General features: G+C 68.2%; 13 protein-coding genes. 6 read left to right on the top strand and 7 right to left on the bottom strand.

The genetic code is table 11. The annotated features are described in order from the left end of the window. Nucleotides 1–2: 2 nt before the first annotated feature. Nucleotides 3–1,316: an extracellular solute-binding protein gene (locus tag EDD31_RS13490; RefSeq protein WP_123304607.1), complete on the bottom strand. Its 1,314-nt coding sequence runs from the start codon at nt 1,314–1,316 to the stop codon at nt 3–5. 141 nt (nt 1,317–1,457) lie between these two features. Here EDD31_RS13490 and EDD31_RS13485 point away from each other — a divergent pair, with 141 nt between their 5' ends. The 4 genes from EDD31_RS13485 to treZ are packed head-to-tail and all read left to right on the top strand — an operon-like array spanning nt 1,458 to nt 8,815. Further along, complete coding sequence (locus tag EDD31_RS13485; RefSeq protein WP_123304606.1) at nt 1,458–2,516, top strand: LacI family DNA-binding transcriptional regulator; 1,059 nt, start codon at nt 1,458–1,460, stop codon at nt 2,514–2,516. Nucleotides 2,517–2,535: 19 nt separating this feature from the next. Further along, nucleotides 2,536–4,677: a glycogen debranching protein GlgX gene (gene glgX, locus EDD31_RS13480; RefSeq protein WP_123304605.1), complete on the top strand. Its 2,142-nt coding sequence runs from the start codon at nt 2,536–2,538 to the stop codon at nt 4,675–4,677. Beyond that, the gene (gene treY, locus EDD31_RS13475) at nt 4,674–7,115 is read left to right on the top strand and encodes a malto-oligosyltrehalose synthase (RefSeq protein WP_123304604.1); all 2,442 of its coding nucleotides are present in this window, start codon (nt 4,674–4,676) and stop codon (nt 7,113–7,115) included. Before glgX ends, treY begins: the two co-directional genes overlap by 4 nt. Further along, nucleotides 7,112–8,815: a malto-oligosyltrehalose trehalohydrolase gene (gene treZ / locus EDD31_RS13470; RefSeq protein WP_123304603.1), complete on the top strand. Its 1,704-nt coding sequence runs from the start codon at nt 7,112–7,114 to the stop codon at nt 8,813–8,815. The genes treY and treZ overlap by 4 nt, the downstream gene beginning before the upstream one ends. Before the next feature lie 28 nt (nt 8,816–8,843). Here treZ and EDD31_RS13465 read toward each other — a convergent pair whose 3' ends face one another. The 6 genes from EDD31_RS13465 to EDD31_RS13440 form a co-directional block, all read right to left on the bottom strand. Then, a complete protein-coding gene (locus EDD31_RS13465) occupies nt 8,844–9,614 on the bottom strand; it encodes an iron ABC transporter ATP-binding protein (protein ID WP_123304602.1) in 771 nt (256 codons plus the stop codon). Further along, a complete protein-coding gene (locus EDD31_RS13460; RefSeq protein WP_245991220.1) occupies nt 9,611–10,726 on the bottom strand; it encodes an iron chelate uptake ABC transporter family permease subunit in 1,116 nt (371 codons plus the stop codon). Before EDD31_RS13460 ends, EDD31_RS13465 begins: the two co-directional genes overlap by 4 nt. Next, nucleotides 10,723–11,766 carry an ABC transporter permease gene (locus EDD31_RS13455; protein ID WP_123304601.1) on the bottom strand — a complete coding sequence of 348 codons (1,044 nt, stop codon included), beginning with the start codon at nt 11,764–11,766 and terminating at the stop codon, nt 10,723–10,725. Before EDD31_RS13455 ends, EDD31_RS13460 begins: the two co-directional genes overlap by 4 nt. A 92-nt stretch (nt 11,767–11,858) precedes the next feature. Further along, a complete protein-coding gene (locus EDD31_RS13450) occupies nt 11,859–12,938 on the bottom strand; it encodes an ABC transporter substrate-binding protein (RefSeq protein WP_123304600.1) in 1,080 nt (359 codons plus the stop codon). Between the two features lie 227 nt (nt 12,939–13,165). Then, complete coding sequence (locus EDD31_RS13445; protein WP_123304599.1) at nt 13,166–14,278, bottom strand: lipid II:glycine glycyltransferase FemX; 1,113 nt, start codon at nt 14,276–14,278, stop codon at nt 13,166–13,168. Between the two features lie 161 nt (nt 14,279–14,439). After that, the gene (locus EDD31_RS13440) at nt 14,440–15,690 is read right to left on the bottom strand and encodes a carboxylate--amine ligase (RefSeq protein ID WP_123304598.1); all 1,251 of its coding nucleotides are present in this window, start codon (nt 15,688–15,690) and stop codon (nt 14,440–14,442) included. Between the two features lie 117 nt (nt 15,691–15,807). On the opposite strand from EDD31_RS13440, the gene EDD31_RS13435 reads away from it, so the two are divergent. Further along, the gene (locus tag EDD31_RS13435; RefSeq protein WP_123304597.1) at nt 15,808–16,419 is read left to right on the top strand and encodes a DUF3000 domain-containing protein; all 612 of its coding nucleotides are present in this window, start codon (nt 15,808–15,810) and stop codon (nt 16,417–16,419) included. Next, entirely contained in the window at nt 16,416–17,678 is a 1,263-nt protein-coding gene (locus tag EDD31_RS13430; RefSeq protein WP_123304596.1) for a ribonuclease D, read from the top strand. Before EDD31_RS13435 ends, EDD31_RS13430 begins: the two co-directional genes overlap by 4 nt. Nucleotides 17,679–17,681 lie beyond the last annotated feature (3 nt).

Here is a 17,681-nt window from a genome sequence, read left to right as displayed (position 1 = left end):
CCTCAGCCTCGGGCGGCGGCGTCGTTCACGGCCTGAACCACGCCCTCGGGGTCGGTGTTGCCCGCCAGCAGATCCACCACCGCGCCGTTCAACGCGTTGCCGACGTTCTGCCCGTACAGCGTGTCGAGCCAGACGCTCACGTACGGCGCCTCGGAGTAGGCCTCGAGGATGTTCTGCAGCGCAGGCTCCTCCACGGCTCCCTGGGCGTCGGCGTTCGCGGGGATCGTCACAAAGGCCTCGGCGTAACCCTCCTGGTGCTCCTGCCGCATGTAGAAGTTCAGGAAGTCGACGCACTCCGCCGGAGCATCGACGAAGCAGGTGTAACCGTCGACGCCACCCATCATGGCGGCGGGATCGCCGTCACCACCCTCAACGGCCGGGAACGGGAACCAGCCCAGGTCTTCCATGGGCTGCTCGTCCGGGGTGAGCGAGGCAATGACTCCGGGGTTCCAGGCACCCATGAGCTCCATGGCGGCCTGCTTGTTGGCGAGCAGACCAGCGGAGGAGCCAGCGCCCTGCTGCGCCGGGGTGGTCAGGAAGCCTTCGTTGAAGGGCTCCTCGGCCACGAGGGCCTCGAGGTCCTCGGCGGCGCGCAGCCAGCAGTCGTCGTCGAAGCTACGGGACTCCGCAGCAGCGTTCATGGTGTCCTCGGAGCACTGGCGCAAGGCGAAGAAGTAGTACCAGTGGGCTGCGGGCCAGGCGTCCATGGCGCCGATGGCAATCGGCGCCACGTCGATGGCCTTGAGCGCCTCGGCGGCGTCCAGCATCTCCTCGATGGTGGCGGGCGTACTCTCGATGCCCGCCTCCTCGAAGAGGTCCTCGCTGTAGAAGATCCCGCCCGGTAGCACGGCCGTGGGCATTCCGTAGATCTGCCCGTCGATCGCGAAGGCGCTCAGTGCGCCACCCACGGCCTCCTCGACCTCTGGGTCGACCAGATCGGTGATGTCCATCGCCTGGCCGGCATTGACGACATCGGCGAGCTTGCCGCCGCCGCGGGACATGAAGATGTCCGGGGCGTCCCCGGAGTTCAGGGCGGTCTGCAAACGGCCGTCCATGTCCTCGTTCTGAATGGACTGCACGGTGATGGTCACGTTCGGGTACTCGTCCTGGAAGGCCTGGACCGTCTCGTCCCAATAATCGCGGCCCGCGCCGGTGGTCGAGTTGTGCCAGAAGGTCATGGCGACCGGTTCGCCTTCGCCCTCGGCTCCGCCTCCGTTGTTGTTGTCGCCATTGCTGTCGCCACCACACGCGGCGAGCACCAGGGCCATGGTCATGCCGACAGCGGCCGCAGCCGCTCGGCGATAGTTCCTTGTCATCGGGAGACTCCTTCGTCGTCATTGACGGAACAGGACATACGGTGACACCCCACACAGACCATGTCAAACGTTATCGATAACGTTTTCGACACGGTGTGAGAACGCGTCGTCCGGGAGCGTCTGAGGAGCTAACGTCTCCCTATGAGCAGCGACGCTTCTCCCGTGCGGCCCGCGCGCAAGGCCCGGGTCACCATCACTGATGTGGCCAGGAGCGCCGGCGTCTCGGTGGCCACCGTCTCGAAAGTGATCAACGATCGCGACGGCGTTGCACTGGGCACCGCCGAGCGGGTCAAGGCAGTGGTGTCCGAGCTCGGTTACGAGTCCTCCCTGGTCGCCAGCTCCCTGCGACGCGGGCGCAGCGGCGTGCTCGGAGTGCTGCTCGCTGAGTTCGAGCCCTTCTCGACCGAACTCCTCAAGGGCATCTCAGCCCGATTATCCGGCTCCGACTACGACCTCATGGCGTACACCGGCGCTCTGGGGCCACATCCCCAGGATCAGGCAGGCTGGGAACGTCGCTCCCTGTCGAGCCTGGCCGGGACGCTCATCGACGGCGCGATCATCGTGACTCCGACGGTGGAGCTGCCCGACACCACCATCCCCGTGGTGGCCGTCGACCCCCATGCCGGCCCGTCCGGCCCGGCGGCCATCGACTCCGACAACCTCGGCGGCGCCCGGGCCGCGACCGAGTATCTGCTCTCCCTCGGGCACCGCCGCATCGCCCACTTGCGCGGCCGGGCCGATCTGCAGTCCGCACTGCTCCGCGAGCAGGGTTACCGCGAGGCGCTCACCGCGGCGGGCATCCCCGAACGCCCGGAGCTGATCGCCGACGGCGGTTACCGCTCCAGCCCTGCCGCTGAGTCCGCCCGGAAACTGCTGACACTCCCCCAGCCGCCCACGGCGATCTTCGCCGCCAACGATCTCTCCGCCATCGCCACCATCGACGTCGCTCAGAGCCTGGGACTACGGGTGCCCGAGGATCTCTCCGTGGTGGGCTTCGACAACGTTCCTGAGGCCGTCGGCACGGCGCCGCCGCTGACCACGGTGGCCCAGCCCTTGCGGGAGATCGGGCAGGAGGCCGTGCGGATGTTGCTTGACCTCCTCGCGGGGCACAGCCTCGCCCAGCCTCATCTGCACCTTCCGGCGCAGTTGGTGGTGCGCGGAACGACCGCGCGCCCCGCTGACATCGTTGCGCGGGCGTAGCCGTGAGAGCCTAGGCGACATGCAGATCTGGCCAGGCAAGCCCCATCCTCTCGGCGCCACCTTCGATGGCTCCGGCACCAACTTCGCCATCTACTCCTCCGTGGCAGACATGGTGGAACTGTGCCTGCTGCCTGGCCCTGGCGAGGAGGGCGAAGAGGTCCGCATCACGCTCACGGAGGTCGACGCCTTTGTTTGGCACGCCTACCTTCCTGGAGTGCGCCCGGGCCAGCGCTACGGCTTCCGCGTGCACGGACCCTACGCACCCGAGGCCGGGCATCGCTGCGACCCCTCCAAGCTGCTGCTGGACCCCTACGCCAAAGCCATCCACGGCCAGATCGATACGGATCCGAGCCTCTTCTCGTATCAGTTCGACGATCCGGAGGAACGCAACACCGCCGACTCCGCGCCACACACGATGACCTCGGTGGTCGTCAACCCCTACTTCGACTGGGGCTATGACCGACCGCCGGACCACGAGTACCACGACTCGGTGATCTACGAGGCACACGTCAAGGGCCTCACCCAATTGGCCCCGGATCTGCCTGAGGACCTTCGGGGCACGTATGCCGGCGTGGCGCACCCCTCGATCATCCAGTACCTCGTGGACCTGGGCGTCACCGCGATCGAGCTGATGCCGGTCCATCAGTTCGTCAACGACCCGCACCTGCAGCAGAAGGGCCTGGCGAACTATTGGGGCTACAACACCATCGGATTCTTTGCCCCGCACAACGCCTACTCCGCCTCCGGCAGCCTGGGAGCGCAGGCCGAGGAGTTCAAGACGATGGTCAAGGCCCTGCACGAGGCGGGGATCGAGGTCATTCTCGACGTCGTCTACAACCACACGGCCGAGGGCAACGACAAGGGCCCCACGCTCTCCTTCCGGGGCATCGACAACAAGTCGTACTACCGCCTCGTCGACGGCGACGAGGCGCACTACTTCGACACCACGGGCACGGGGAACTCCCTGCTCATGCGCTCGCCCCACACGCTGCAGATGATCATGGACTCGCTGCGCTACTGGGTCCAGGAGATGCACGTGGACGGCTTCCGCTTTGATCTGGCCTCCACGCTGGCGCGCGAACTGCACGAAGTCGATCGGCTCTCCGCCTTCTTCGACATCATCCAGCAGGACCCGGTCATCAACCAGGTCAAGCTCATCGCTGAGCCGTGGGACGTGGGCGAGGGCGGCTATCAGGTGGGCGGGTTCCCCCCACTGTGGACCGAATGGAACGGCCAGTACCGCGACACCGTGCGCGACTTCTGGCGCGGAGAGCCCGCGACCCTGGCGGAGCTGGCCTCCCGGATCACCGGCTCGGCCGACCTGTACGAGCACACCGGCCGCCGCCCGATCGCCTCGATCAACTTCGTCACCGCCCACGACGGCTTCACCATGCGCGACCTGGTCACCTACAACGAGAAGCGCAATGAGGCGAACGGTGAGGACTCCCGCGACGGCGAGGACCACAACCGCTCCTGGAACTGCGGCATCGAGGGCCCCACGGAGGATCCGGAGATCAACGCGCTCCGGGCGCGCCAGCACCGCAACTTCCTGGCCACCTTGATGCTGAGCCTGGGTGTGCCCATGCTCTCCCACGGTGACGAGGTAGCCCGCACCCAGCAGGGCAACAACAACGTGTACTGCCAGGACAACGAGCTGTCCTGGATCGATTGGGAGCTCGACGAGGAGCGCGAGTCGCTGCTGCAGTTCACGCGGCGGCTGATCGAGCTGCGCCGGAACCAGCCGGTGTTGCGCCGCCGCCGCTTCTTCAAGGGTTCGCCCGAGCACGGCGGGGAGTCCGAGCAGGGTGAGATCGAGTGGTTCACCCCGGCCGGCAGTCACATGGACGACGAGGACTGGCAGACCTGGTATGCCCGCTCGATCATGTACTTCCTCAACGGCCAGGCCATCCCGGAGCCCGACGCCCGTGGCGAACAGGTGCTCGGTGACTCCCTGCTCGTCCTCGTGAACGCCGATGCCGAGGACAATGACTTCACGCTGCCGGGGTGCGAGTACGCACCGAGCTGGCACGTGGCGGTCGATACCGCCGAGCTCGCCGCACAGCCCGAGGAACGCACCGTCCAGGCCGGCGAGACCATCACCGTCACCTCCCGCTCCGTGCTGGTGCTGCTGGCGCCGCTGGAGGAGGAGAACGGCGCATGAGCCAGCCGCCCTCGGCCGGCCGCCGCACACCGGTCAGCACCTACCGGCTCCAGCTCACACCGGATTTCGGCTTCGGCCCAGCGGCGGAGCTCCTGCCCTACCTCGATTCCCTCGGGGTCACCGACCTCTACCTCTCCCCCGTGCTGCAGGCCGCTCCCGATTCGCAGCACGGGTACGACGTCGTGGACCACTCGCGCATCCGGGCCGAGTTCGGCGGGCGCGAGGGACTCGAGACCCTTGCGGCGGCCGCACATGCCCGGGATATGGGTCTGGTGGTCGATATCGTCCCGAACCACATGACCGCCCCGGTTCCGGCCTTCCTCAACCCCGCCTGGTGGTCCTTCCTGCGTGACGGGCCGGACTCTCCCTACCGCCACTGGTTCGATGCCGACCTCCCCACCCTGGTCCCGGTCCTCGGCGCCCCGGTGGATGAGGTGCTGGCCTCCGGTGAGCTGGAGCTGACCCACGAGGTGGTGCCGGGCGAGGAGCGCCGCGGTGCCCAGCCGGTGCTGCGGTACCACGAGCACGTGCTGCCGGTGCGGGAGGGCACCGAGCACCTGGCGCTGCCGGACCTGCTTGTTGCCCAGCATCACCGGCCGGCCTGGTGGCGAGTGGGCGACGAGGAACTGAGTTACCGCCGCTTCTTCGACGTGACCACCCTCGTGGGGTTGCGCATGGAGGACGAGCGCGTCTTCGAGGCCACCCATGCCCTGCTCTTCGAGCTCTTCGACGCCGGGGTGATCGACGGTTTCCGGGTGGACCACCCCGATGGCATGGCGGACCCGCGGGAGTACTTCCGCCGCCTGCATGACCGCACTGGCGGCGCCTGGGTGGTGGCCGAGAAGATTCTCGAGGGCGAGGAGCACCTCCCCGAGGACTGGCCGGTGGCCGGCACCACCGGATACGACCTCGCCTGGCGCCTGCACGGCCTGCAGGTGGATCCTGCCGGCGCCGAGCCCTTGGCCGCCCTGGCCCGGGATCTCGGCGCGACCACCGAAGCTGTGCCCGTCCTGGCCGAACGGGCCAAGAGGGAGATCATCGACGGCTCACTCCGTGCCGAACTCACGCGGCTGACCTCCGCCGTGCGGGCGGTGCTATCGGAGAACGGACAACGTGACCACACCACGAGCGCCGTCCGGGCCTGCCTGATCGAACTGCTCGTGACCTTCCCGCGCTACCGCGCCTACGTGGTGCCCGGTGAGCCCATCCCCACCGAGTCGCGGGAGATCATCGGTGCGTGTGCCGACCGTGCACGCGAGTGCGTCAGCGAGGTGCACCGCCCCACGCTGGACGCGGTCCTGGCCGTGATCCTCGGTGACGGGCTGGACTCCCCTGCGGCGGGCGAGGCCATCATCCGCTTCCAGCAGGTGTGCGGTGCACTGACCGCCAAGGGCGTGGAGGACACCAGCTTCTACCGGTGGACGACCTTGACGAGCCTGTGCGAGGTGGGCGCTGCCCCCGAGCGCTTCGGGGTGGACATCGAGGAGGTTCACGCCTGGGCCCGCCGCACCACCGCCACCCATCCCGCCACCATGACGGCGGGATCCACACACGACACCAAGCGCGGTGAGGATGTGCGTGCCCGCCTCAGCGTGCTCGCCGGCGATGCCGAGGCGTGGGTAGCACTCATTCGGCGGCTGCGCGGCGACGACCGTCCCGCGAGCCTGGACGGTGCGGCGGAGAACCTGCTCTGGCAGACCCTGGTGGGAACCTGGGGGCCCTCGGGCCCCATCGAGCTCGAACGGATCCACGACTACCTGCGCAAGGCCGTGCGGGAGCAGAAGTCCTGGACCACCTGGACCAGTCCCGACGAGGCGGCGGAGCAGGACCTCTTCCGTTATGCCTCGGACTTGCTCTCCGACCCCCGCGTGCGGGCCGAGCTCAGTGCGTGGCATGCCGAGCACGCGCAGGACATCCGGCGCGCGGTGCTGTCCACGAAGCTCGCGCAGCTCACCATGCCCGGCGTGGCCGACATCTACCGCGGGACCGAGGTGGTCGAGACCGCCTTGGTCGATCCGGACAACCGGTTGCCGGTCGACTTCGCTGCGCTGGCCACGGCCCTGTCAGAGGTGGACGCCGAGCAGGAGCCCGCAGGGTGGTCCGCGCTCGACCTCGAGAAGCTGCGGCTGACTGCGGCGGCACTGCGCTTGCGGCGCCGCCACGCCGCGGCCTTCGTGGGACCGGCCTCCACCTACCTGCCTCTGCCGAGTTCCAGCGGGACTCTGCTGGCCTACGCACGAGGAGACGCCGGCGGTCCGCAAGCGGTGGTCCTGGCGACGCGGCTGCGCGCACCAGAGCCGGACGCCTCAGTGGTGCTCCCCGACGGCCCCTGGCGCAACCTTCTCCGGCCCGGATCAGCGCCCTGGCAGGGCAACGTCACCGTCGGAGAGGTGCTCGACGCCTCCCCTGTCGCCCTGCTCGAGAAGGACGCCACATGAGTCAGACCCTGCGCGTATGGGCCCCGGCTGCGCAACACGCCGAGCTGCTACTCGGCGCACCGGGCTCCGCCGAGCGCTCAGCCATGGTGGCCGAGGACGGCGGCTGGTGGCGCTCAGCCGACGTGCTCGCCCCAGGCACCGACTACGCCTTCTCCCTCGACGGCGGACCGGCCCTGCCTGATCCCCGCTCACCGTGGCAGCCCCACGGTGTCCACGAACCATCCCGGACCTTCGACGCCGCGGCCCATCGCTGGCAGAGCGAGGACTGGGCGGGACGCTCGGCGCTCGGCTCGGTGATGTACGAGCTGCATATCGGCACGTTCACCGAAGCCGGGACCCTCGACGGCGCCATCGAGCGGCTGTACCATCTCGTGGACCTTGGCGTGGAGACGGTGGAGCTCATGCCGGTCAACGCCTTCCCCGGCACGCGGGGCTGGGGCTACGACGGCGTCGCGCTGTGGGCGGTGCAGGAGTCCTACGGCGGGCCAGCCGCGCTGCAGCGATTCGTCGACGCGGCGCATCAGCGCGGCCTCGCGGTCTGCCTGGACGTCGTCTACAACCATCTCGGCCCGGACGGCAACTATCTCGCCCAGTTCGGTCCGTACTTCACCGACCAGCACAGCACTCCCTGGGGTCCGGCCGTCAATCTCGACGCCGAGGGAGCCCACGAGGTGCGGCAGTTCGTCATCGACTGCTCCCTGCGCTGGATGCGCGACTTCCGCATCGACGCCTTGCGCATCGACGCCGTGCATGCGCTGCGGGATGATTCGCCCCGGCACATCCTCTCCGAGCTCGCCGATCACACAGCCGCCCTCAGCGAGGACCTCGGCCGGCCGCTGACCCTGATCGCGGAGTCCGATCTGAACGACCCCGTGATGGTCACCCCCACCGGGGACGGAGGCTTCGGCATGGACGGACAGTGGGCTGACGATGTCCATCACGCGCTGCACAGCTACCTCACCGGTGAGCAGCACGGCTATTACAGCGACTTCGGTTCGGCGCAGATCCTGGCCAAGGCGCTGACCGGCGTCTTCGTGCACGACGGCAGCTACTCCAGCTTCCGCGGCCAGCACTGGGGGGCGCCGGTGCCGGAGAGCATCAGCGGGCACCGCTTTGTGGTTTTCGACCAGAATCACGACCAGGTGGGTAACCGTGCCCTGGGCGACCGGCCGAGCCAGGCCCTCTCCCCTGGTGAACTTGCCGCCTCAGCCGCTCTGCTCCTGCTGGGCCCGTACACCCCGATGCTCTTCATGGGGCAGGAGTGGGGCGCGCGGACACCCTTCCAGTACTTCACGGATCACCGCGGGGATCTGGGCGAAGCGGTGCGACAAGGCCGCACGGCAGAGTTCGGCACCCATGGCTGGGCAGAGCTCTACGGCACCGAGGATCTCACCGTGCCGGATCCGCAGTCCGAGCAGACCTTCCGCGACTCCACCCTGGACTGGCAGGAGGCTGATCAGCCTGGGCCGCATGCCGAGCTCCTGGACTGGTACCGCCAGCTCATTGCGCTGCGTAGGGCCGAGCCCGACCTGTCAAGTGGTGACCGCACAGCGACCACCTGCCACTGGGGCGAGGGATGGCTCGTGATGCGCCGCGGGGATATCGAGGTGGCTGTCAACCTGCCGCGCGGCGAGACTCCTCCCGTGGGCGAGGGCACGATCCTTGCGGAGTGGCCCGGTGCGGTGACGATCCGGACGTGAGCGGGTTCCGTGGCCGGCCGTCGAGGAGTCAACCCTGGTCGGGGCGGTAGTAGACCGCCATGCGGTGACCTGATTCCTCGATGACCTTCATGGGCGTGCGGAAGACCTCGGTGAGGATGGGCTCGCGCATGATCTCCTCCGGCGTGCCCTGGTACCGGATGCGCCCGTCGGTCATGGCCACGATCCGGTCGGCGTAGGCCGCGGCGAAGTTGATGTCGTGGATGACCAGCACCACGGTCTTGCCCAGTTCATCGGCGGCCTGGCGCAGCTGCCTCATCATCGAGACCTGGTGCTGCATGTCGAGATTGTTCAGCGGTTCGTCCAGCAACAGATAGTCCGTGTCCTGGGCCAGCACCATCGCCACGTAGGCACGCTGACGCTGGCCGCCGGAGAGCTGGTCGAGATAGCGGTGCTCCAAGGGCCCGAGATCCAGGAAATCGATCGCTTGGGAGATCAACCGCTCGTCCCCCAGGGTCAGCCGTCCGCCGGAGTGGGGGTAGCGCCCGAAGCCCACGAGCTGACGGACGGTCAGCCGGGTGACGAAGTGATTCTCCTGCCGCAGGACGGACAGCACCCTCGCGATGGTCTTTGAGGGCGTGGTGGCGATGTCGTGCCCGGCCACCTCGATGGCGCCGCCATCCAGGTCCAGGAGCCGCCCGATCATGGTCAGGATGGTGGACTTCCCCGCACCGTTCGGCCCCACGAGCGCGGTGATGCCTCCTGGCTGGAGTTCGACGCTCACCGGGCCGATGGCGACCTCGGAGGAGTACTCCTTCATGACGTCAGTCAGGGTGATCACAGCCGGCCCTTTCGCATGAGGAAGATCAAGAAGACGACTCCACCGATCAGTTCGACGATGACGGTGACCGCACCGCCGGCGTCCCAGAGGTGCCGCAGCACGAAATAACTGCCCGCGAGGATGGAGTAGGCAGCCAGGAAGCCCATCGGGAACAGGTGCCGGTGGGAGTAGGTGTCTGCCAGCTGGTAGGACAACATGGCGGCAAGGAAGCCGAGGAACATCATCGGCCCCACCAGGGCCGTGGCCAGGGAGACCAGCACCGAGACCAGCATGAGCAGCGCGATGAGCTCACGCTTGTGGTTCAAGCCCAGGTTCAGGGCGGCATTGCGGCCCAGGGAGATCACGTTGAGCCGGTGGGCACGGGCGAAAAGCACCGCGGCCGCCACCAGCGCGATCGGGATGGCGTAGGGCAGGTACTCGGTGCGGGCGTTGGAGATATTGCCGAAGAGCCGGGCGGTGAGCACGTCGAACTCACTCGGCGTCAACATGCGCTGGAGGAAGTTCGACACCGAGCCGAGCGTCCCGCCGATCACCACGCCGACCAGCAGCATGATGTGCACGTTCGAGAAGCGGCCACTGAGCAGCCAGGTGTAGAGCGCGGTGGCCAGCACCATCATCAGTGCCATCTGCAGGAAGAACTGCGGCACGCCCACCAGCATGACCACACCGGCCATGCCGAAGAGGTAGACGAACACGGTCTGGATCGCGGTGTAGAGCGAGCCGAAGCCCATGATGCCAGGCGTGAGGATCCGGTTGTTCACCCCGGTCTGGAAGGCGATGGTGGCCACCGAATGGCACAGCGCCACCACGCCGATCGTGAGCAGCGAGTCGCGGCGCATGCCCAGGATGGTCCACCAGCCGGCGGAGCCAGCCGGCATCGGGTTGTTCCAGAACAGGATGCCGAGGGTGGCGGCGAGCGAGACCAGGCCAAGCACCGCCACCGCGAGAAGGTAGCTGCGTCGGTGACGGCGGCCGGTGATCGGGCGGGAGTGCCGCTCCTCGCGCGCCATGAGACGCTCCGGCAGTGGCGGGGTCATCCGCTGCTGATCGGGCGGGGCCTGCTCACGCGGCAATTCCGCGCCACTGACCGAGGTGCCGGTACGGATGCTCATGCTGCGACCAGCCCGCCCTTCTTGCGCTGGCGCATGAGCAGGCCGACGAAGACCACCCCGCCGAGGACGCCGAGCACCATGGAGATCGGGATCTCGAAGGGCGCGATGATCAGGCGGCCGATCAGGTCACACACGGTCACGGTGCAGATGCCCACCACGCAGACCCAGGGCAGATTCGAGCGCAGATCATCCCCGCGGAAGAGCGAGACGATGTTCGGCACCACGAGTCCGAGGAAGGGCAGTGTGCCCACCACGGTGGCGGTGACACCGGTGGCCACCGCCACCATCGCGGTGCCCAGGAAGACCACGGCACCGTAGTTCAAGCCCACATTGGTAGCCATGTCCTTGCCTAGGCCGGCCACGGTGAAACGGTCGGCGACGAAGAAGACAGCCAGCGTGACCAGCGCGACGATCCACATCAGCTCGTAGCGTCCCTCGATCACCCGGGTGAAGGAGCCGGCGAACCAGATGCCCAGGGTCTGCAGCTGGTCGAACTGCAGCGCCAGGTAGGTGGTGAAGGACGAGACCACTGCGCCGAGCATGATGCCGATGATCGGCACGATCAGGCTGGACTTCAGCGACACCCGGCGCAAGAAGGCAAAGAAGACCATGGTGCCGATGAAGGCCATGATGACGGCGCCCACCATGCGCTGGAAGAAGGTGGGCTGCGGGACGAGCCACATCACCAGGACCAGCCCGAGACCGGCCCACTCGGTGGTGCCCGTGGTCGTGGGTTCTACGAAGCGGTTCTGGGTCAGCAGCTGCATGATCACACCGCACATCGCCATGGAACCGCCTGCCAGTACCAGCGCCACCGTGCGCGGAACGCGGGTGACGCCGAACATCCAGAAGTTCTCCCCGTCGCCACCGAAGACATCGAACTGGCCGACGAGGAGCGAGGCGCTCAACAGGGCGAGGGTGAGAGCGATGGCGATCCCGAAAGCGGGCGTCCAGAGCCGGCGGTGCCGGCGCGTACGTGCATCCTCAGCGAGGAGTTCACGCGAGGTGTGCGCGATATCGAGGCGAAGACTGCCGCTCATGACCGTGGGCTTCCGATGTCGAGGACTTCGTCAGGGGTGGGACCCGCGCCGCGGGGCCGCACGTCAGCAGACGCGCGGCCCCGCGGCTCTCATCACTCGGCCGATTCGAGGGCTTCGGCCAAGGAGACCAGCAACTCGGTGTAGGCCAGGATGTCTTCCGTCAGGTACATGTTCTGCGGCATGTACACGACCCTGTCTTCCTGAATTGCGGTCACGTCGCGCAGCGCCGGGGACTCAGCGATGAGTTCCTGGGCCGAGGTGTACTCGGGGTCGTTCGGGTCCATGCCGTCTCGGTCCAGCACGATGATCCAGTCCGGATTCGATTGGGCGATGGCCTCGACCGAGATGTCATCGCCCTCGTGGTCGCTGGACTGATCCTCGACCTCCAGGGCGGGCACCAGATCGAACTGCTGGAAGATCGGAGCCACGGCGCGACCCTGGGTGGGGCCCGCGTAGTTGATGTTCCCGCCCGAGGTCAGCAGGCCCATGACGGTCGATGCGCCGTCATAGGCAGCCTCCACCCGGTCCATGGCATCCTGCAGGTCATCGACGAGGGCCTGCGCCTCCTCCTCGGCCTGGAAGAGTTCGCCCAGCACCTCGGTCTGCTCGATCAGGTTCGCGAAGAAGGTGTTCGGGTCGTCGAAGCCCTCATCGAACTGCAGGATCACGGCATCGTCGGAGAGCAGTGCGGCAATGTCGTCGTAGTACTCCGAGTACCGCTGGCCGTTGAGGACCAGGTCGGGATCGGCAGCCACGATCATCTCGAGGTTCGGCTCGCGGTGGAAGCCGGTGTCGAGGATGTCCTCGTTCTCGGCGTAGCCATGAATGTGCGGTTGCATGAGCGAGCGGGCCGCTACGGAGAGCTCGACTCCGAACTCCTCGAGCACGCGGAAGACCCGGTTGTCGAAAGCGCCGATCGACTCGATCGCGGCCAGGTCGATCTCGTGCGTGCCGAAGTCGTCCTCGATGGTGACCGTGCCGGCGGCGCTCTCCTCCGCGTCCTCGCGGTCTTCGGTCCCGTCGGTGCCGGCGGCGCCGGTCTCCTCGACATCGGAATCCCCGGTGCGGTCGACGCTGCCTTCGGCGTCGCCGCCACACGCGGCCAGAGTCAGCGCCAGAGCGAGCCCGGCAGCGATACCGGCGCTACGCCGGGCGAGAGGTCGAGTGGTCACAGTCGCTCCAAGTGAGGTGAGGCTTACCTTGTGTGGCGACTCTAGACAAGAATTACGGCAGAGTCACCTGCGCTTAATCGGTGAGCCGAACCTACGGAACAGACGCGCAGATGCCGACGAAGGAGCCGAGGTGCGGATATCGGCGCCATCATGCGGCAGAAGACCCGCGCAGGATGCTGACATCGGCGCCCCGGCCACAGCATGCGGCCCCGAGAATGTGACGCGCGCTACGGCAGCCGGCGAGCGGCGCGGCGCAGCGATCCGAGCGTGCGCTGACCCGCGCCACTGAGGTTCTGCGGGAGGTCGCGCGCCCCGCTCAGCGCGGAGCGCAAGCCATGGCGCGCGGTGCGAGCCGCACCGAGCGCGCGGTAGAGCGCCGGTCGGGCGGGGATGTCGCGGGCTGCCGGATAGGGCACCACGTGTTCGTTGAACTTCGTCTTGAACTGAGTGAGGTTGTTCAGGCCCGGGTAACGCTCGGAGCCCGCACCGCCCATGTCGAAGGTGCGCACCCCGGCTGCGTTCAAGGTGGTCAGGATCAACCAGACCATGGCGTCAGCGGCCAACGCGGACCGTCCCTCAGCATTCGAGGCCGCCCAGGAGTAGGCGGCGAACTCGCCGTGAACTGTGACCAGACCCCAGGAGAGCGGGCGCCCGTCGCGACGAGTGACGAAGAGCCGTGCGTGTCCTGGTCCGAGCGAGTCCATCATGGCGTGGTAGTGCTCGGCCGGGTGGACGCCATAGCCGCCGCGCTCCCCCGTCTCCTCCAGCAGCGTGTAGAGCTCCCGGAAGCCCTCCAGGGAGATACCGGTCTCCTCCGAGACCGTGAGGCTCTCATCGCGCAGCGCCTTGCGCACGTCTCGCCGTCCGCGCTTCTTCAGCGAGGCCATCAGCTCCTCATCGCTGACCCCGAGGGTGACCACGACGGTCTGGTCATAGGTGATGCCGCGCATCATGGGCAGCACATCGCCGGCGTCGTGCTGGACGTGCATCCGGGCGAAGACCACGCGTGGGTCGGTGCGGCGCAGTGCGGCCACCAGGAGGCGGCGCAGGTCCGCCTCCTGCTCGGCCGTGGGCTCCTGCCGCCACACCGGTCCGAGCTTGGCCCAGAGGAAAGCGAGACCGCCGGGCAGGTCAAGACGGGTGAAGGACACCAACGCATCAGGGCGATCGCCAGAGACGTTCTGTGCCGAGTAGAAGGCCAGGCGCCCCCACGGCCTGCGGTCGGCCACCGCAGTGTCGAATCGATCCCACACGGGTGCCTGTTCCGCGGGCAGGGGGAATCCCTCGGCGAGACGCAGGTACTCCTCGTCATCGGTTACCGGCACCAGGCGAGCGGTCACATCAACTCCATCATCAACAGCAGGTCACAGTGAGACTAACCAGCCCAGCGGCTCCGGGCGTCCCGGCGCGCGGGATGGACCGCCGGGAGCGCCCGCATGCGCCCCTGTCCAGAGCCCGGGACCGGGCAGGGCAGGCCGGGGCGGCACTCGGGGCTGGGCGGCTAGAAGCTGGTGGGCGTGGGCGCGGGATAGTGCCGCCGGAAGTCGCGCCGGAGGTTGGCCGCGGCGGCCACGCGGTAGGCCAGACGGCGAGGATGACGATCAGCGGCATAGGCCAGGGGGTGCACCAGACCGCGGCGCCGCCGCGCGACCTTGACCCGATCGAGAAGTCCGGGCTCGAGGTAGCGTCGCAACAGGGTCCAGGGCACATAGGAGTAGAGGCCCACCGCGCGTGCCTCCTCGCGCGGGAGATCCTCGGCATAGCCGAGTTCCTCCGCATAGTCTGCCACCAGGGCGCGCACCGGGTTCACCCCGGCCACGTTGGCGTAGTAGTGCGAGCGACCGATGCGCGTATTGAGGTCAAGCACGTGCGCGACGCCGTTGCGCGGATCGACGCGGAAGTCGAAGTTGGCCAGCCCTCGGTAGTCCAGTGCCTCGAGGATCGCGGCGGCCTGCGTCTCGAGTTCGGGCTGCGGTTCCGTCAGGATGGCCGCCCCGTTGCCGACCAGCATCGGGCTGTGCAGGCCCAGAAGCACCTGTCCTGAGGCCATGGCGGTGATCCGCCCGGCACGGTCGCGGTAGCACGTGACCACGCGCGAGGCGGTGTCGTCCCCCGGAATGAGCTCCTGGACCAGGACCTCACCGGTGACCCCCTGTGCGACGAGGAGTCGAAGGATGCGCTCGAGCTCCGCACGGTCCTGGGCCGCGTAGACCTTGCGCTGACCGGGGAAGTTGCGCAACAGGTAGTCACCGGCCTCAGCCATCTTGACCACCACCGGCAGCCGGAGCTCGGCAGCGTGCTCCAGCCCCGCCGATCCGGTGGCCAAGGACTCGAGCGCGATGCCGACGGTGCGCGGTGAAGCGACGCCCAGCTGCTGGCAGACCGCTGCCAGCGCGGCTTTGTCCTGGCCCCGGGCGAGCACCTCGTTCGGGGGGTAGGGCAGCACGTATCCGCGGGCGAGGCGCTCGCGGTGGGCTCGGATCATGCCGAGCTCGTGCTCGGAGTTGACCATCAGGAGCAGACGCGAGCCGCTGTGTTGCTCCGGGAGACGATCAAGAACCTCTAGGGTCTGCTCCTGGGTGGCGCCGCGGCCGACCAGCACCTGATCGAGGATCCGCGAGTCATTGATCGGGCCGCGCGGCGAGTTGGACACCACCAGGGAGCGCACACCGCAAGCCTCGTGGAAGGAGCGCGCCATGGAGTAGACGCCGAGGTCGGTTCCCAGGATCACCGGGCGGAAAGGGTCAGTCACGGCGACCAGACTACGGCGGGCCCGCCCCGCACCGCTCAACCGACCCATCCCAGTTCGTGACGGCGTCCCCGGCGTGGCAGTTCTTCGCGGTGACCCGCCGCGCCATAGCCTTGCGCCATGGCGACGAGCGGGCATCCCAGCGGTCGCGGTGCCGGTTCCGAGGTGCCCGCGGACTTCCATGCAGCGCTGGAATCTCTACGCGACCACAGTGGCGAACTCCGCCCAGAGCTGCACCTCGAAGAGGTTCCGCCTCCCACGCGCATGGCGCCCTACTCCCTCGCGCTCACCGGAGAGGTCAACGCTGATCCGCAGCTCGATCCGGACGAACTGCTGGGACACGGCCGTTTCGTGGTACTCCACGACCCAGCAGGTCAGGAGGCCTGGCACGGCCCCTTCCGTGTGATTGTGATGGCGAAGGCGGCCCTGGAGCCAGAGGTGGGGCAGGATCCTCTGCTCGGCGAGGTCGGCTGGTCCTGGCTGATCGACGCCCTGGGCGATGCCGGAGCCGGCTTCCACCACCTCTCCGGCACGGTGACCCGGGTGCTCTCGGAGACCTTCGGCGGGCTGGAACTGCGCTCCGGCGAGGTCGAGATCGAACTGCGCGCCTCCTGGACGCCCACCACGCCCGATCTCGGCCCGCATCTGCAGGCGTGGGCCCAGGCGGCCTGCGCCGCCGCCGGCCTGGAGCCTCTGCCCGAGAACGTCGCTGCCCTAGGGAGAAGACGGTGACCCACTCACCCCAGGCCACGGGCTCCCCGGATGCCGTTGAGGTGCCCGCAGTGGAGGATGCCGGGCCTGCCCTGACGCCACTCACGGAGCCGGCTGCCGGCGTTCCGCCCCTGACCGATTCGCCCGCGCGCCTGGCGGAGGCCGTAGCCTCGCTGGCTGCGGGTTCAGGCCCGATCGCAGTGGATGCCGAGCGCGCCTCGGGTTTCCGCTATGGCCAGCGGGCCTACCTGATTCAGTTGCGCCGCGCCGGTTCTCCGACGGTGCTCATCGACCCTATTGCCGTGCCGGACCTGTCCTCCCTGGCAGCCGTGATCAACGATCAGGAGTGGATTCTGCACGCGGCCGATCAGGATCTGGGCTGCCTGCGCGAGCTCGGCCTCGATCCGGCGGCATTGTTCGACACTGAACTTGCCTCGCGGTTGCTGGGGCGTGCGAAGGTGGGCCTGGCGGCAGTGGTCGCCGAGAACATGGGCTTCGAGCTGGCCAAGGAGCATTCTGCGGCGGACTGGTCAACCCGACCCTTGCCGGACTCGTGGTTGCGCTACGCCGCGCTCGACGTGGAGCTCCTGGTGGAACTGCGCGAGATTCTCATCCGAGATCTTGAGGCCGCCGGAAAGCTGGAGTGGGCGCGTCAGGAGTTCGACCATGTGCGCGACGCTCCCCCGGCGCCCCCGCGCACCGAGCCCTGGCGCCGCGTGTCTGGTCTGCAGCAGATCAAGGACCTGCGTGGTCTGGCCGTGGCGCGCGAGCTCTTCACCGCCCGGGAGGACCTGGCCCAGGAGATCGACCGCGCTCCCGGGCGGGTGCTCTCCGCCTATGCGATCGTGGCTGCGGCCCGGAGCAAGCCGGGCAGCGTCGAGGAACTCGGACAGCTGAAGGAGTTCTCCGGCAAACGGGTACGCCGCAGCTACTGGTATGCAGCCATCGCCCGCGCGCTGGCGCTCCCGGAGAGCGAGCTGCCCTCCCGGCGGGCGGCCCGGCAGCCGGGCACGCTGCCGCCACCGCGTTCCTGGCAGGATCGCAACCCGTTGGCGGCGGCCCGTCTGGAGGTCGTGAAGACCACGGTTCGGGCCCGTGCCGAGGAGATCACCCTGCCCCAGGAGAACCTGCTCTCGCCAGCCCTGCAGCGACGGCTTGCCTGGGAGCTTCCCGAGCACGCCCCGGCCGAGGCCATCGAGTCAGCACTGCGCGGCTTCGGCGCCCGGCCCTGGCAGATCGAGCAGCTCGCTCCCAGGTTGGCCGCGGCACTGGCCACTTAGTCC

Source organism: Bogoriella caseilytica (genome assembly GCF_003752405.1).
Taxonomy (GTDB): domain Bacteria; phylum Actinomycetota; class Actinomycetes; order Actinomycetales; family Actinomycetaceae; genus Allobogoriella; species Allobogoriella caseilytica.
Note: the sequence above shows the minus strand (reverse complement) of the source record. Positions and strands in the feature narration are given on the sequence as shown.

Bases quoted from the DNA above. Each gene is read 5' to 3' on its own strand.
- EDD31_RS13460 (WP_245991220.1), bottom strand. From the start codon at position 10,726: ATGAGCATCCGTACCGGCACCTCGGTCAGTGGCGCGGAATTGCCGCGT.
- EDD31_RS13485 (WP_123304606.1), top strand. From the start codon at position 1,458: ATGAGCAGCGACGCTTCTCCCGTGCGGCCCGCGCGCAAGGCCCGGGTC.
- EDD31_RS13435 (WP_123304597.1), top strand. From the start codon at position 15,808: ATGGCGACGAGCGGGCATCCCAGCGGTCGCGGTGCCGGTTCCGAGGTG.
- treY (WP_123304604.1), top strand. From the start codon at position 4,674: ATGAGCCAGCCGCCCTCGGCCGGCCGCCGCACACCGGTCAGCACCTAC.
- glgX (WP_123304605.1), top strand. From the start codon at position 2,536: ATGCAGATCTGGCCAGGCAAGCCCCATCCTCTCGGCGCCACCTTCGAT.
- treZ (WP_123304603.1), top strand. From the start codon at position 7,112: ATGAGTCAGACCCTGCGCGTATGGGCCCCGGCTGCGCAACACGCCGAG.
- EDD31_RS13455 (WP_123304601.1), bottom strand. From the start codon at position 11,766: ATGAGCGGCAGTCTTCGCCTCGATATCGCGCACACCTCGCGTGAACTC.
- EDD31_RS13490 (WP_123304607.1), bottom strand. From the start codon at position 1,316: ATGACAAGGAACTATCGCCGAGCGGCTGCGGCCGCTGTCGGCATGACC.